Annotated in this window: 16 protein-coding genes (1 of these 16 running past the window's edge); 14 read left to right on the forward strand and 2 right to left on the reverse strand. The window is 71.3% G+C overall.

The window, feature by feature from the left end:
- The first annotated feature begins 96 nt into the window (after positions 1–96).
- The 12 genes from IAI59_RS05775 (at position 97) to IAI59_RS05830 (ending at position 11,183) form a co-directional block, all read left to right on the forward strand.
- Complete coding sequence (locus IAI59_RS05775) at positions 97–1,080, forward strand: tripartite tricarboxylate transporter substrate binding protein (RefSeq protein ID WP_207419311.1); 984 nt, start codon at positions 97–99, stop codon at positions 1,078–1,080.
- 97 nt (positions 1,081–1,177) lie between these two features.
- Complete coding sequence (locus tag IAI59_RS05780; protein ID WP_237180953.1) at positions 1,178–1,708, forward strand: tripartite tricarboxylate transporter TctB family protein; 531 nt, start codon at positions 1,178–1,180, stop codon at positions 1,706–1,708.
- Between the two features lies 1 nt (position 1,709).
- Entirely contained in the window at positions 1,710–3,221 is a 1,512-nt protein-coding gene (locus IAI59_RS05785; RefSeq protein WP_207419313.1) for a tripartite tricarboxylate transporter permease, read from the forward strand.
- Positions 3,222–3,456: 235 nt separating this feature from the next.
- The gene (locus IAI59_RS05790; protein ID WP_207419314.1) at positions 3,457–3,906 is read left to right on the forward strand and encodes an HPr kinase/phosphorylase; all 450 of its coding nucleotides are present in this window, start codon (positions 3,457–3,459) and stop codon (positions 3,904–3,906) included.
- Entirely contained in the window at positions 3,903–4,931 is a 1,029-nt protein-coding gene (gene rapZ, locus IAI59_RS05795) for an RNase adapter RapZ (RefSeq protein ID WP_237180954.1), read from the forward strand. The genes IAI59_RS05790 and rapZ overlap by 4 nt, the downstream gene beginning before the upstream one ends.
- A gap of 64 nt (positions 4,932–4,995) precedes the next feature.
- Positions 4,996–5,457 (forward strand): PTS sugar transporter subunit IIA, encoded by a 462-nt coding sequence (locus IAI59_RS05800; protein WP_207419315.1) that lies wholly within the window; start codon positions 4,996–4,998, stop codon positions 5,455–5,457.
- Between the two features lie 83 nt (positions 5,458–5,540).
- Positions 5,541–5,810: an HPr family phosphocarrier protein gene (locus IAI59_RS05805; RefSeq protein WP_207419335.1), complete on the forward strand. Its 270-nt coding sequence runs from the start codon at positions 5,541–5,543 to the stop codon at positions 5,808–5,810.
- Entirely contained in the window at positions 5,800–7,683 is a 1,884-nt protein-coding gene (gene ptsP / locus IAI59_RS05810) for a phosphoenolpyruvate--protein phosphotransferase (RefSeq protein ID WP_207419316.1), read from the forward strand. Before IAI59_RS05805 ends, ptsP begins: the two co-directional genes overlap by 11 nt.
- Positions 7,680–8,318, forward strand: coding sequence for a hypothetical protein (locus IAI59_RS05815; RefSeq protein WP_207419317.1), 639 nt, complete (start codon positions 7,680–7,682; stop codon positions 8,316–8,318). The genes ptsP and IAI59_RS05815 overlap by 4 nt, the downstream gene beginning before the upstream one ends.
- Positions 8,319–8,331: 13 nt before the next feature.
- Positions 8,332–8,706 (forward strand): MAPEG family protein, encoded by a 375-nt coding sequence (locus tag IAI59_RS05820; RefSeq protein ID WP_207419318.1) that lies wholly within the window; start codon positions 8,332–8,334, stop codon positions 8,704–8,706.
- Between the two features lie 192 nt (positions 8,707–8,898).
- Entirely contained in the window at positions 8,899–9,651 is a 753-nt protein-coding gene (locus IAI59_RS22970) for a PEP-CTERM sorting domain-containing protein (protein ID WP_237180955.1), read from the forward strand.
- A 101-nt stretch (positions 9,652–9,752) separates the two neighbouring features.
- A complete protein-coding gene (locus tag IAI59_RS05830; protein ID WP_207419319.1) occupies positions 9,753–11,183 on the forward strand; it encodes a M20 family metallopeptidase in 1,431 nt (476 codons plus the stop codon).
- A gap of 219 nt (positions 11,184–11,402) precedes the next feature.
- Here the strand turns inward: IAI59_RS05830 and ahcY are convergent, their stop codons facing one another.
- Positions 11,403–12,704, reverse strand: coding sequence for an adenosylhomocysteinase (gene ahcY, locus IAI59_RS05835; RefSeq protein ID WP_207419320.1), 1,302 nt, complete (start codon positions 12,702–12,704; stop codon positions 11,403–11,405).
- A gap of 101 nt (positions 12,705–12,805) precedes the next feature.
- On the reverse strand, positions 12,806–13,042 hold the full coding sequence (locus tag IAI59_RS05840; RefSeq protein WP_207419321.1) for a DUF1127 domain-containing protein: 237 nt from the start codon (positions 13,040–13,042) through the stop codon (positions 12,806–12,808).
- 112 nt (positions 13,043–13,154) lie between these two features.
- Here IAI59_RS05840 and IAI59_RS05845 point away from each other — a divergent pair, with 112 nt between their 5' ends.
- On the forward strand, positions 13,155–14,042 hold the full coding sequence (locus IAI59_RS05845; protein ID WP_207419322.1) for a LysR substrate-binding domain-containing protein: 888 nt from the start codon (positions 13,155–13,157) through the stop codon (positions 14,040–14,042).
- Between the two features lie 150 nt (positions 14,043–14,192).
- Positions 14,193–14,306, forward strand: the 5' end (the start) of a protein-coding gene (locus IAI59_RS05850) for a Bug family tripartite tricarboxylate transporter substrate binding protein (RefSeq protein ID WP_207419323.1). 861 nt of this gene lie beyond the right edge of the window; only the first 114 of its 975 coding nucleotides appear in the window; the start codon lies at positions 14,193–14,195; its stop codon lies off the right edge, out of view.

A 14,306-nucleotide genomic window follows, 5' to 3' on the forward strand; every position in this document is an offset into this window, starting at 1 on the left:
GCAAGGGCGGGTGGCGCGCGTATTGCCTATTTGCGAAGACCGTGTTCTTCGCGCAACCTGCTGTCCAGAAAAGCGCAAGTTCCGGGAGGACTGACCATGACGACCCGCCGCCAGTTGCTGGGCACCGCCACCCTCGCCGCCGCCGGCGCGGCGCTGGGCGTGCCGATGCTCGCCAGCCCCGCCCAGGCCGAGCAGCGCCTCGCGTCGCTCAACGTTTTCATCCCCGCCGGCCCCGGCGGCGGCTGGGACGGCCTCGGCCGTGCCATCGAGCAGGTGTCCCGCCAGGCGGGGCTGGTCGGCTCCTTTCAGTTCGAGAACGTGGGCGGCGCCGGCGGCACCGTGGGCCTGCCGCGCTTCGTGGCGCAGCGCCGCGGCCGGGGCGACGCCATCATGGTGGGCGGCGCCATCATGGTCGGCGCCGTGCTGGCCAACCGCAGCCCCGTGGGGCTCAAGGACGTGACGCCGCTGGCCCGCATGACCACCGAGCCCTCGGTGATCGTCGTGCCCGCCAACAGCGACATCAAGGACATCGCCGGGCTGCTGGCGGCCTTCAAGAGCAACCCCGGCGGCACCTCGGTGGCCGGCGGCAGCGCGGGTGGCATCGACCACATCATCCTGGGCCTGCTGCTGAAGTCGCAGGGCCGTTCGGCCAAGGACGCCTCCTACGTCGCCTTCGCGGGCGGCGGGCCGGCCCAGGCCGCCATTCTGGGCGCGCAGGTCAAGGCCGGCATCTCCGGCATCTCGGAATTCGCCGAGCAGGTGAAGGCCGGCCGCATGCGCGCGCTGGCCACCACCGGCGAAAGCCGCAGCCTGGACGGCGTGCCGACGCTCAAGGAAAGCGGCGTGGACGTGGTGATGGGCAACTGGCGCGGCGTGTTCGCGCCCCCCGGCGTCAAGCCCGAGGACCGCGCCAAGCTGGTGGCCTTTCTGACCGAGCTGGACGCCATGCCGGCCTGGCAGGAACTGTGCCAGCGCCAGGGCTGGGACCGCGCGTTCCTGGCCGGCGACGCCTTTGCTGAGTTCCTGAAGCAGGACGAGGCCGCGACCGGCGCGGTGCTCAAGGAGGTCGGCCTCGTCTGAGGCCACCGCCGCCACGCCGCGTCCCGTTTATCCGCAGACCATGCTGCCCGCCCCGGCCCCGGCCGGGGCGGTGCCGGTTCCAGGGGGAGGAATCGACTTGTCCGACATCAACGCGGCCCATCCGGGCGGCGGGCGGCGGCCCCTGGGGTTGCATCCCGGCGCGGGGCCGGACCTCGCCGTCGCCGTGGCGGTGCTGCTGCTCGGGCTGCTGTGCCTGTGGCAGGCCGCCATCATCCCGACCACGCCCATCTACGCGCAGGTCGGCCCGAAATTCGTGCCCTACCTCGTGGGCGGCCTGGTGTGCCTGATCGGCGCCGGGCTGGTGCTGGCCGCGCTGCGCGGCGGCTGGTCGGCCGAGATGGAGGAGGTGCGCGACGCGCCCCCCACCAACTGGCGGGCGCTGGGCCTGATCGGCGCGGGGCTGCTGGCCAACCTGCTGCTGATCGACTGGCTGGGCTTCGTGATCGCCGCCACGCTGCAGTTCGTGCTGGTCGCCGCGGGCTTCGGCAGCCGCCGGCCGGGGCGCGACCTCCTGATCGGGCTGGCGGTGACGCTGCTGGCCTTTCTGGCCTTCGACAAGCTGCTGGGCGTGGACATCGGCAGCGGCATCCTGGAAGGGATTCTCTGACGTGGACGTCTGGTCCGGGCTTTCGCTGGGCTTCAGCAACGCGCTGAGCCTTTCCAACATGGGCTGGGCGCTGCTGGGGTGCTTTCTGGGCACCGCCATCGGCGTTTTGCCGGGCATCGGGCCGGCGCTGACCATCGCGCTGCTGCTGCCGATCACCTTCAAGGTCTCGGCCACCGGTGCCTTTATCCTGTTCTGCGGCGTCTTCTACGGCGCCATGTACGGCGGCTCCACCACGTCGATCCTGCTGAACACGCCGGGTGAGTCGGGCTCCATCATCACCGCGCTGGAAGGCGCCAAGATGGCCCGGAGCGGCCGCGCGGGGCCGGCGTTGTACACCGCCGCCGTGGGCAGCTTCATCGCCGGCACCATCGGCACGCTGGGCATCTCCTTTCTCGGGCCCATCGTGGTGGACCTCGCGCTGCGGCTCGGCCCGGCGGAATACTTCGCGTTGATGATCTTCTGCTTTGTCACCGTTTCGGCGGTGCTGGGCGGCTCGGCGCTGCGCGGCCTCGCCTCGCTCGGCCTCGGGCTGATCCTCGGGCTGATCGGCATCGACCTGCAAACCGGCCAGCCGCGCCTGACCTTCGGCGTCAACGAGCTGCTGGATGGCACGGACGTGGTGCTGGTGGCCGTGGCGTTGTTTGCGGTGGGCGAGACGCTGTACCTCGCTTGGCGCTTCAACAACGAGAAGCAGCAGGTGCTGGAGGTCGGCCGGCTGAGCATGAGCCGGGAAGACTGGAAGCGCTCGGTCGGGCCCTGGTTCCGCGGCGCGGCGCTGGGCTTTCCGTTCGGCGTGCTGCCCGCCGGCGGCAGCGAGATGCCGACCATGCTGAGCTACTACTTCGAGCGCAAGCTGGTCCGCCCGCAGTTCCGCGACCAGTTCGGCACCACCGGCGCGATCGAGGGCGTGGCGGGGCCGGAAGCGGCCAACAACGCCGCCGCCGCCGGCATCCTGGTGCCCATGCTCACGCTGGGCCTGCCGACCTCGGCGACGGCGGCGATCATGCTGTCGGCCTTTCAGTCCTACGGCATCCAGCCCGGCCCGCTGCTGTTCACCACCCAGGCCGACCTGGTGTGGACGCTGATCGCCTCGCTCTACATCGCCAACATCATGCTGGTGGTGCTGAACCTGCCGCTGGTGGGGCTGTGGGCGCGCATCCTCAAGATCCCCCAGCCGCAGCTCTACGCGGGCATCCTGGTGTTCGCCACCATCGGCACCTACGGCATCAGCAACAGCGTGGTGGACCTCGTGATCCTCTACACGCTGGGCATCGTCGCCATGTTCATGCGGCGCTTCGACTTTCCCACCGCGCCCGTGGTGATCGGCATGATCCTGGGCCCGATGGCGGAACAGGCGATGCGCCAGGCGCTGACCATCAGCCAGGGCGACTGGTCCACCTTCGTGACCCGGCCGATCTCGGTGTGCATCCTGCTGCTGGCCTTGCTGGCGCTGCTGGGGCCACGGCTGTGGGGGCTGGTGTCGCGCCGCCTGGGGCGCGTGCCGCAGGGCTGACCCAGGCGCACCCCCCGGCCCGCCGGCCGGGGGCGCGCGCGCCCGACCGGCTTTTATGCCCGCCGCCGCCAGCAAGGTGTCTGGCGGCGACCCTTTCGGAGGCCCGGCGCGCGGCTTGGCGGGAATGCACTTCCTGGTTGCAATGCCGCCGCCACAATAGCAACTGGCGGGCCCTTGTGGGCCTTGACCCGCCGGTGCCATATTTCTCCATATTTCACGGTGGGGAGCGGCGACCATGTTGCAGCACGGCAGCTGTGCTTCCTCCGCCGGGGCGGGGGTGTTGCTCCTGGGTGTTCCCGGGGCCGGCAAGTCCGACCTGCTGCTGCGCCTGATGCGGCGGGGCTGGGGGCTGGTGGCTGACGACCAGGTGCTGCTGTCCGCCCACGCGGGCGGCCTTGCGGCCGAATCGCCGGCCGAGCTGGCGGGGCTGCTGGAGGTGCGCGGCGTCGGCATCTTCCAGGGACTGCCGCATGCGGCCTGCGGCCTGCGCCTGGCCGTGCTGCTGGTGGGGCGCGACGAGGTGCCCCGCCTGCCGGAGCCGCGCCAGTTTTCCGCGCTCGGCCACCACCTGCCCCTGCTGGCGCTGCATGCCTTCGACTGCTCGGCGGTGGCCAAGATCGAATTGTCGCTGGGCGTGGCCGAGATGCGCCACACGCTGCGCGCGGGTGCCTTCGCGGCGGCATGAGCAATCTCCCCGACGTGGCCGGCCCGGCGCGGCCGGTGGTGCTGGTGACCGGCCTGTCCGGCGCCGGCAAGGCCTCCATCCTGCGGATGCTGGAGGATCTGGGTTTCGAGACGGTGGACAACCCGCCGCTGTCGGTGCTGGAGGACGTGGTGGCTGAGGGCGACGCCGTGCCCATCGCCGCCGGCGTCGACGTGCGCACCCGGGGCTTCGAGGCGGAGGACCTGCTGACGCTGATGGCCCGCCTGCGGCTGCGCCCGGGCGTCGCGCCGCAGCTGCTGTTCGCCACGGCGGACGAGGCGGTGCTGCAGCGCCGCTTTTCCGAAACGCGCCGCCGCCACCCGCTGGCGCCCGGCGGCAGCCTGGGCGCCTCGGTGGCCGAGGGCATCGCGCGGGAGGCCCGGCTGCTGGCGCCCTTGCTGGACGCCGCCGACACCGTGATCGACACCTCCGACCTGCCGCTGCCGGAGCTGCGGCGGCAGGTGGAGCAGCGCTTCGGCGGCGGCGGGCAGGGGGGCATGGCCGTGGCGGTGATGTCCTTCGGCTTTCCCAAGGGCCTGCCGCGCGAGGCCGACCTGGTGCTGGACCTGCGCTTCCTGCGCAACCCGCATTACGACCCGGCGCTGCGGCCGCTGACCGGCCGCGACGCGGCGGTGGCGGAGTTCATTCGGGCCGATCCCGGCTTTGAACCATTCTGGCAGCGCATGACGGCGCTGCTGGACCCGCTGTTGCCCCGCTACGCGCAGGAGGGCAAGAAATACCTCACCGTGGCGCTGGGCTGCACCGGCGGGCAGCACCGTTCCGTGCTGCTGGCCGAGCTGCTGGCGGCGCATCTGGCGGCGCAGGGCTGGCGGGTCGATCTGACCCACCGGGAATTGATCCGGCGCGGATTGCTCGACCACCCATCGGCGGGGCAACAAGCCCCGCATGCGCGGGACCCCGGGAAGGGTCCCGCACGGACCTCGGACGGCCCGGCCACCCCTACTTCCCCTCCGGGTCGGGAGGCCCCATCTACTTGCACGCTGTGATGACGGATTTGTTTCCCCCCCAGGCGTCGCCCCGGACGTCCCGGCTGCCAAGGAGCGCGGGCCGATGATCGGCATGGTGCTGGTCAGCCACGGCAAGCTGGCGGACGAGATGCGGCTGGCCATGGAACACGTGGTCGGGCCCCAGCGCGCGGTCGCCACCGTGTGCATCGGGCCCGAGGACGACATGGAAGGCCGCCGCCAGGACATCCGCGCCTGCGTCGCCGCCGTGGACCAGGGCGACGGCGTGGTGATCCTGACCGACATGTTCGGCGGCACGCCCTCCAACCTCGCCACCGCGGTGGCGGAGGAACCCTCGGCCACCGTGCCGGTGGAGGTGATCGCCGGCGTCAACCTGCCGCTCATGGTCAAGCTCGCGCGGGTGCGCGGCTCGCAGCCCTTGGCGGAGGCGGTGGAGCATGCCATGTCCGCGGGGCGGCGCTACATCTCCTGCGCCACGCCCGCGCGCTGTGCGCCGCCGGAGCCGATGGGGCTTTGCGTCGTCGGCGGCAAGCTCGGAACCTCCTGATGTCGCAAGCCCCGCACCTGCATCCCTGGTTCTATGCCCCTTCGGACTCCGGCACCGGGCCGGCGGCGGTGGCAGGCAACCCGATGGTGCTGCGGCGCGCCGTGGTGATCACCAACAGCCGCGGCCTGCACGCCCGCGCCGCGGCCAAGCTGGTCACGGCGGCGGAGCGGTTTTCCGCCTGCGTCAACGTGTCGCGCCATGGCCAGACCGTGCCCGCCTGCTCCATCATGGGATTGATGATGCTGGGCGCCGGCAAGGGGAGCGAGGTCGTGGTGGATGCCGAAGGCTGGGATGCCAAGGAAGCCCTCGATGCCGTGGCCGGCCTGATCGAGGCCGGGTTCCATGAAGAATGACAGCAAACCCGCCGACAGCGTGAGCAAGGCGGCCAAGCCCGCCGCCGAGGCCAGGAAGTCCCGCCGCACGCGGGAAATCGCCATCAAGGGCATCGCCGTGTCGCCCGGCGTGGTGATCGGCGCCGTGTTCGACACCAGCGAGGTACCGGCCGAGGCGCCGCGCCGCGCCGTCACCGCCGGCAAGGTGGAGGCCGAGCGCGCCCGCCTGGCCGCCGCCGTGGTGGCCAGCCGCAAGCAGGTGGCCAAGCTCAAGGCCCGCCTGGGCGTGCTGCCGGAAGAAGCGCAGGAAGAACTGGAGCCGCTGCTCGACGCCTATGCCATGATGCTGGGCGACAGCCGGCTGATCCGCGGCGCCCGCCGCCGCGTGGGCGAGGAGCTGCTGGCGGCCGAGACCGCCGTGCAGGACGAGGCCGACAGCATCGCCGCCGCCATCCTGGCCGCCAAGGACGACGACAAGGCCGGGCTGAAGCGCCGCGCCGGCGAGGTGCGCGAGATCGCCCGCCGCCTGACCCGCAACCTGACCGCCACCCCTTTCCGCTCGCTCAAGGAGGTGCCGGCCGGCGCCATCCTGCTGGCCGAGGAGCTGACGCCGGCCGATGCCGCCCTGCTGGACCCGACCCGCATCGCCGGCGTGGCGACCGAGGAGGGCGGCGCCGACGGCCACACCGCCATCATGCTGCGCGCGCTGGGCATCCCGTCCGTGGTGGCCTGCGCCGGGCTGACCGAGGCGGCGACCCGCGGCGACCAGGCGGTGCTGGACGGCGCGGCCGGCACCATCGTCATCCGCCCCGGCGCGGCGGCGCTGGAAACCGGGCGGGACGCGCTGGCGCAATACGCCAAGGAAAAGGCGCGGCTCGCCAAGCTGCGCCGCCTGCCCGCCGTGACCCTGGACGGCGAGGAGGTGGAACTGCAGGCCAACCTGGAGATCCCGGCGGAACTGCCGCTGATCGCCCAGGCCGGCGCCCAGGGCATCGGGCTGCTGCGCACCGAGTTCCTGTTCATGAACCGCGAGGACCTGCCGGACGAGGAAGCCCAGGTCGCCGCCTACACCCAGGTGGTGGAGGCGATGGCGGGCGACTGCGTCACCATCCGCGTGCTGGACTGGGGGGGCGAGAAGGACATGCGGGCGCTGGAGGAAGGCGTCGGCCCGTTCCATTCCGGCCCCAACCCGGCGCTGGGCCTGCGCGGCATCCGCATGCTGCTCCGGCGGCCCGAGCTGCTGGAAGCGCAGTTCGCCGCCATCCTGCGCGTCGCCGGCTCCTCCGCCACGCAGGTCACGGCGCAGGGGGCCGCGCCCGGGCTGGTGCGCATCCTGCTGCCCATGGTCACCGTGCCGGAGGAGGTGCGGCAGGCGCGCGAGATCTACGAGCGCGTCGGCCGCCGCCTGCGCCGCAAGGGCGTGCCCCTGCCGGAAAAGATGCCGCTGCTGGGCGTCATGATCGAGACGCCCGGCGCGGCGCTCGCCGCCGACGCCATCGCGCTGGAAGCCGATTTCTTTGCGATCGGCACCAACGACCTCGCCATGTACACGCTGGCCGTGGACCGCGCCGAGGCGGAGGTGGCCCACCTCTACGACCCGCTGCACCCCGCCGTGCTGCGGCTCGTGCAGTTCGCCACGGAAGCGGCGCTGCGGCTGCGCATGCCCGTTTCGGTGTGCGGCGAGATGGCGGGCAACCCGCGGCTGGTGCCGCTGCTGCTCGGCCTCGGCATCCGCGCGCTGTCCATGAACGCGTCGGCCATTCCGCGCGTCAAGCAGATGGTCCGCAGCCTGAAGATCGACGACTGCGCCCGCCACGCCCGGCGGGTGATGGAGCAGGGCGACCCCAAGCGCATCCAGGAACTGGTGATGGGCTTCGGCCAGGACGCCGCGTGAGCGAGGCGGCGGCGCCGGCCCCGGCGGAGATCGGCCCGCCCTACATGTCGGACGCCGAGCTGGCGGCGCTGCGCGGCTGGCTGCGCGGCGGCGCCCGGCACTACGGCGAGTTCGGCATGGGCGGCTCCACCCTGGAAGCCGTGCGCGCCGGCTTCGACACCATCGTCGCCGTGGATACCGACAAGCGCTGGGTGCAGGGCGTGCGCGCGCACCGCGAGGTCGCGCCGCTGATCCGCGCCGGCCGCGCCGCCGCGCTGCACGGCGACATCGGCCCGACGCGCGAATGGGGCAACCCGCTGGACGACACCCAGGCCCGCCGCTGGCCGCGCTACATCCAGGCCTTCTGGGCGGAATGGGCGAAGCGCGGCCTGCAGCCGGACCTGGTGCTGGTGGACGGGCGCTTTCGCGTATCCTGCGCCATCTCCGCCCTGCTGGCGCGCGACGGCGACGCGGCGGGGCTGCGCGTCATGGTGCACGACATGCTGCCGCAGCGCATGGGCAGCTACGGCCCCATCCTGGATTTCTTTGAGCCCGAGGCGCAGGTCGAATCGCTGTGGCTGCTGCGGCCCCGGCCGCTGCCCGCCCGCAGCGCCCTGCTGGTCGGCTTTTTGTCCCGCCTGACCGATATCCCGTGACGGAGCGCGCCCTGTGACCCTGGCCCACTGGATGATCCTGGTGGCGGCGCTGCTGCCCTACCTGTGCACCGCGGCGGCCAAGGCCGGCGCGCCCGGCTTCGACAACGCCAGCCCGCGCGACTGGCAGGCGCGGCTGACCGGCTGGCGCCAGCGGGCCGACTGGGCGCAGCGCAACCATTTCGAGGCCTTTCCCGCCTTTGCCGCCGCCGTGATCCTGGCGGAGATGGCGGGGGCCGCGCCCGGCCGCGTCAACGCCCTGGCCGTCGCCTTTGTGCTGCTGCGGCTGGCCTATACGGGCGCCTATCTGGCCAACCGGCCGGCCTTGCGCTCGCTGTGCTTCGCGCTCGGCTTTGCCTGCGTGATCTGGCTGTTCGCGCTGGCGCTGTGACCGGGGGCGGGCGCGCCTTTGTGTTAAATTCGTAATGAAACGATGTCGAAATTAATGACGGTCGTCCGGCCAGGGGCATGAAGCCTGGGCCAAGCATTTGAAAAGATGACGTGGCACGGATCTTGGACCTGATCAGGCGCGGTGGCTGTTCGCCCGCCACCGCATCAACCCCTGGTCCAAGAGATGTTCTTCATGCGCAATCTGCTTTTCGCTGGTGCCGCGCTCGCGGCCCTGTCCGCCGCCCCCGCCGCGCACGCCGCGTTTCTGGTCACCTACGAGGCGCCCGGCGTGCTGAACACCACCGCCACCTTCGACTTCAAGGGCGTGGAAACGTTTGACGGCCGCGCCAGCGGCAGCTTCACCACCAGCTTCGGCACCACGGGCCAGGACACGGTGGTCACCGGCAGCTACACCGGCGTGACCATCAACAATGCCGACCAGTACGGCGGCGCCACCAACGACCGCTACGCCGCCGCCTCCGCCACCACCGGCTACACGCTGGGCCTGTCCGCCCTGTCCGGCGGCGCGGCGGCGCCGGTCACCTATTTCGGCTACTGGCTGTCCGCGCTGGACCGCGGCAACCAGCTGGAGATCCTGCGCGCCGGCAACGTGGTCTTTTCTTTCAGCCCGGCCGACGTGCTGGCCGCCATCGGGCTTTGCCCCGGCAGCTATTGCGGCAACCCGGTTTCCGGCCCGAACAAGGGCAACAACGGCGGCGAGCCTTATGTCTTCGTCAACTTCTTCGACCAAAGCGGCGTGGGCTTCGACAGCGTGCGCTTCTTTGAAAGCCCCGAGGTGGGCGGCTACGAATCCGACAACCACACCGTCGGCTTCTTTCGCACCACCAGCGGCACGCCGGTGCCGGAGCCCGCGTCGCTCGCCCTGTTCGGCAGCGGCCTGCTGGGCCTGATGGCGGCCCGCCGCCGCGCCGCCCGCGCGGCCTGAGGGCCGGGGGCGCCGGGGGCGGTCCGCCGCCCCCGGCGCCTTGACGCGCGCCACCCCCGGCGTTCTTTCCATGCCCCGGCACTGGCAAGGAGAAGGCCCCCATGCGCAACAGCGACGCGATCTGGCACCAGGTGGAAGCCCGCAAGGAACCGTTCCTGGCGCTCAGCGACCGCATCTGGGGCATGCCCGAGCTGCAATACGCCGAAACCCGCTCCTGCGCCGAGCACGCCGCGATGCTGCGCGAGCAGGGCTTCCGCGTCACCGAGAACGTCGCCGGCATTCCCACCGCCATCATGGGCGAGGCGGGCGAGGGCGGCCCGGTGATCGCCATTCTCGGCGAATACGACGCGCTGCCCGGCCTCAGCCAGGAATCCGGCGTGGCCGAGCACCGGCCGGTGGAAGCCGGTGGCCACGGCCACGGTTGCGGCCACAACCTGCTGGGCGCCGGCGCGCTGCTGGCCGCGACGGCGGTGAAGGACCACCTGGAGCAGAACGGCATCAAGGCCCGCGTGCGCTACTACGGCTGCCCGGCCGAGGAAGGCGGCGCCGCCAAGGCCTTCATGGTGCGCGAAGGGGCCTTCAAGGACGTGGACGCCGCCATCACCTGGCATCCCTTCGCCTGGGCCGGCGTGCAGGAAGCCGATTCCCTGGCTAACACGCGCATCGACTTCACCTTCACGGGCCGTTCGTCGCATGCCGCCGCCGCGCCGCATCTCGGCCGCTCCGCGCTGGACGCGGTGGAGCTGATGAATGTCGGCGTGAACTACCTGCGCGAGCACATGCCGAGCGACGCGCGCATCCACTACGCCTACCTCAACGCCGGCGGCATCGCGCCCAACGTGGTGCAGGGCCAGGCTAAGATCCGCTACGCCGTGCGCGCCCACACGCTGCCCGAGATGGTGTCGCTGCTGGAGCGGGTGAAGAACATCGCCCGCGGCGCCAGCCTGATGACGGAAACCACCGTCGAGATGAAGGTGCTGTCCGCCGTCTCCAACCTCCTGGGCAACACGCCCATGGAGGCCGCCATGCAGGCGCAGTTCGACCGCCTGGGCCCGCCCGGCTTCGATGACACGGACCGCGACTTCGCGCGCCAGATCCAGGCGACGCTGTCCGCCGCCGACATCGCCTCCAACTTCAACCGCTCGGGCTTCAAGGCGCGCACCGACCTGCCGCTGACCGACGCCATCCAGCCACCGATCGCGCAACGGACGGGCGAGAGCATGATCGGCTCCACCGACGTGGGCGACGTGTCCTGGGTGGTGCCGACGGTGCAGGCCAGCGGCGCGACGCTGGCCATCGGCACCCCCGGCCATTCCTGGCAGTGGACCGCCCAGGGCAAGATGCCCGCCGCCCACAAGGGCATGGTGCACGTGGCCAAGGTGATGGCCGGCACGGCGCTGGACCTGATCGAGAAGCCGGAACTGCTAGCGGCGGCGAAGGCGGACCTGGCCGCGCGGACGGAAGCCACGCCGTACAAGTGCCCGATCCCGGAGGACGTGGCGCCGCCGCTGACGATGGCCTCCGGCCTGTGAGCGTGGCCAAGGGGGCGCCGCCCCCTTGGAACCCCCGCCGGGATGGCTGAGCCACCCCGGACCCCGGCGTCAGAAAGCGATCCGGGCTTCTCCGGGCATGGCAGTGCCGGTGGCGAGGCGTTGATGTGATAAAAAAAAGCCCCGGAGGCCATCGGCCTCCGGGGTGACGCGCGAAACAGATGCCGGGGGCCAGGGGGCGGCGCCCCCTGGCCCGCCCTCTCAGTAGCGGTATTCTTCGTGCTTGAACGGACCGGCCGCCGTCACGCCGATGTATTCGGCCTGCGCGTCGGTCAGCTTGGTCAGCGCCGCGCCGACCTTGGCCAGGTGCAGCGCCGCCACCTTCTCGTCCAGCTTCTTGGGCAGCGTGTAGACCTTGTTCTCGTAGTTGGCCGCGTTGTTCCACAGCTCGATCTGCGCCAGCACCTGGTTGGAGAAGCTGGCGGACATCACGAAGGACGGGTGGCCGGTGGCGTTGCCGAGATTCACCAGGCGGCCTTCCGACAGCACGATCAGGCGCTTGCCGTCGGGGAACACGACCTCGTCGACCTGCGGCTTGATGTTGTCCCAGACCATGTTGCGCAGCGCGCCGATCTGGATCTCGCTGTCGAAGTGGCCGATGTTGCAGACGATGGCGCGGTTCTTCATGGCGCGCATGTGGTCGATGGTGATGACGTCGATGTTGCCCGTGGCGGTGCAGAAGATGTCGCCGCGGGGTGCGGCGCTTTCCATCGTCACGACCTCGTAGCCTTCCATCGCGGCCTGCAGGGCGCAGATCGGGTCGGCTTCCGTCACCAGCACGCGGCAGCCGGCGTTGCGCAGCGACGCCGCCGAGCCCTTGCCCACGTCGCCGAAGCCGGCGACGACCGCGACCTTGCCGGCCATCATCACGTCGGTGCCGCGGCGGATGGCGTCCACCAGCGATTCGCGGCAGCCGTACAGGTTGTCGAACTTCGACTTGGTGACGCTGTCGTTCACGTTGATGGCGGGAACTTTCAGCGTGCCCTTCTTGGCCATGTCCCACAGGCGGTGCACGCCGGTGGTGGTTTCCTCCGACAGGCCGCGGATGGCGGGCAGCAGCTCGGGGAACTTGTCATGCACCACGGTGGTCAGGTCGCCGCCGTCGTCCAGGATCATGTTGATCGCCCAGCCGTCCGGGCCGCGCACGGTCTGGTCGATGCACCACCAGAACTCCTCCTCCGTCAGGCCCTTCCAGGCGAAGACGGGGATGCCGGCGGCGGCGATGGCGGCCGCCGCGTGGTCCTGCGTCGAGAAGATGTTGCACGACGACCAACGCACCTCGGCGCCGAGCGCGGTCAGCGTCTCGATCAGCACGGCGGTCTGGATGGTCATGTGCAGCGAGCCCGCGATGCGCGCGCCCTTCAGCGGCTGGCTTGCGGCGTATTCCGCGCGCAGCGCCATCAGGCCGGGCATCTCGTCCTCGGCCATCGAGATCTCCTTGCGGCCCCATTCGGCCAGGGAGATGTCCTTCACCTTGTAGTCGGAGAACGTGGTCGCGCTCATGGCCTGGGCCCCTTTCGGAAGATCGGGGGCGGCGTAACACGGTGCCGCCGGCATGGCCAGCGGCACCGTGCAGATATCAGGATATCTTTATGTGTGCCGGCTCAGCGGCGTGGCTTGCCATCGGCCTCGATGTCCCATGGCGCGCGGCCGGCTTCGCGCCGGGCCTGCTGCGGCGTCATGCCGATGTCGCGCAGCATGTGGTGGTCCAGCTCCAGCAGGTGCTGTCGGGTGACCACCACCGTCAGGACGCGGCGCAGCAGCACAGCCCAGGCGGAGGACTGGACCGGGTTCTGCGTGGTGCGGCTGAGGGGGAGGGCGTTGCCGAGCTGGGCGGACATGGGATGAGCCTTTCATGCTCCGAAGGGGTCGCGGCAGCAGACTGGCGACGCCCGCGGAATAAGAGAAACGAATTGTTTTGACGTTTCCCATCACGGCGATTGATGATGCCGCATGCTCGCCTTGCCCGCCGGCCTGGACCCCGACCTGCTGCGTTCCTTCGTGCTGATCGCCGAAGGCAACAGCTTCACCCGCGCCGCCCAGAAGGTCGGGCGCACGCAATCGGCCATCTCCATGCAGATGCGCCGGCTGGAGGACGCGCTGGGCCAGCAGCTGCTGGCCCGCGGCCGGGCCGGCTTCGCGCTGACCCCGCATGGCGCCTGGCTGCTGGACCGCGCCCGGCCGTGGCTCGCCATGCATGACGAGATCGTCGCCAATTTCCGCTCGCCCGACGTCACTGGCCATGTGCGGCTCGGCACGCCGGACGACTATGTGCTGGTGTGGCTGCCGGAGATCCTGGCCCGCTTCGCGGAAAGCCACCCGGCGGTGGAGCTGGAGGTGATCTGCGCGCCGTCCTCCGAGCTGATGCAGCGGCAGGAGCGGGGGGAGCTGGACCTCAGCCTGGTGTCCGCCGGCAATGGCGAGCGCAATGGCACCACGCTGTGGCGCGGCCCGCTGCACTGGGTGGGCTCCACCGCCCACGCCGTGCACCGGCTGTCGCCGCTGCGGCTGTCGCTGGCGCAGCCGAGCTGCGTGTGGCGCCGGGCGGCCACGGCGGCGCTGGATGCCGCCGGGCTGCCCTGGCGCGCCACCTACAGCTCCTCCTCCCAGATGGGCACGCATGCGGTGGTGCTGGCGGGACTGGCCATCACGGTGGGGCTGGCGGCGCCGCTGCCGCCCGGACTCTGCGTGCTGGGCGAGGCGGATGGCCTGCCGCCCCTGCCGGAGTTCGAGATCGCGCTCGCCAGCGGCAGCGACACGCCGGTGGCGCTGGCGCTGGAGCGGCACATCATCGACAGCTTCCGCCACGAGCCGGGCGGGCTGCCGGACCGGGACGGGTAAAGGTCGGGCCGGGGGGCATGGATGGCCCCGCGCTTTCCTTTGCTTGCCCTGAACCTCTCCGAATGCTGGACTATCCGTAATGACCGGGACTGCCCCGGCATTCCCCAGAGACGGCTGAAGCCGCCGGGGCAAGGGACGGAGCAGAACAGAATGACCACTGACCGCAGGACCCTGCTGGCCCTGACCGCGAGCGGGCTGGCGATGCCCGGGCTGTTGCGCGCGCAGGAGGCCTGGCCGGACCGGCCGATCCGCCTGATCGTGCCC

The organism is Roseomonas haemaphysalidis, from assembly GCF_017355405.1.
Classification (GTDB): Bacteria; Pseudomonadota; Alphaproteobacteria; order Acetobacterales; family Acetobacteraceae; genus Pseudoroseomonas; species Pseudoroseomonas haemaphysalidis.

What these genes read in the sequence shown, in the direction of transcription:
- IAI59_RS05775 (WP_207419311.1), top strand. Translation starts at nt 97, where the DNA reads ATGACGACCCGCCGCCAGTTGCTGGGCACCGCCACCCTCGCCGCCGCC.
- IAI59_RS05790 (WP_207419314.1), top strand. Translation starts at nt 3,457, where the DNA reads ATGTTGCAGCACGGCAGCTGTGCTTCCTCCGCCGGGGCGGGGGTGTTG.
- rapZ (WP_237180954.1), top strand. Translation starts at nt 3,903, where the DNA reads ATGAGCAATCTCCCCGACGTGGCCGGCCCGGCGCGGCCGGTGGTGCTG.
- IAI59_RS05800 (WP_207419315.1), top strand. Translation starts at nt 4,996, where the DNA reads ATGATCGGCATGGTGCTGGTCAGCCACGGCAAGCTGGCGGACGAGATG.
- IAI59_RS05805 (WP_207419335.1), top strand. Translation starts at nt 5,541, where the DNA reads ATGGTGCTGCGGCGCGCCGTGGTGATCACCAACAGCCGCGGCCTGCAC.
- ptsP (WP_207419316.1), top strand. Translation starts at nt 5,800, where the DNA reads ATGAAGAATGACAGCAAACCCGCCGACAGCGTGAGCAAGGCGGCCAAG.
- IAI59_RS22970 (WP_237180955.1), top strand. Translation starts at nt 8,899, where the DNA reads ATGCGCAATCTGCTTTTCGCTGGTGCCGCGCTCGCGGCCCTGTCCGCC.
- IAI59_RS05830 (WP_207419319.1), top strand. Translation starts at nt 9,753, where the DNA reads ATGCGCAACAGCGACGCGATCTGGCACCAGGTGGAAGCCCGCAAGGAA.
- ahcY (WP_207419320.1), bottom strand. Translation starts at nt 12,704, where the DNA reads ATGAGCGCGACCACGTTCTCCGACTACAAGGTGAAGGACATCTCCCTG.
- IAI59_RS05840 (WP_207419321.1), bottom strand. Translation starts at nt 13,042, where the DNA reads ATGTCCGCCCAGCTCGGCAACGCCCTCCCCCTCAGCCGCACCACGCAG.
- IAI59_RS05845 (WP_207419322.1), top strand. Translation starts at nt 13,155, where the DNA reads ATGCTCGCCTTGCCCGCCGGCCTGGACCCCGACCTGCTGCGTTCCTTC.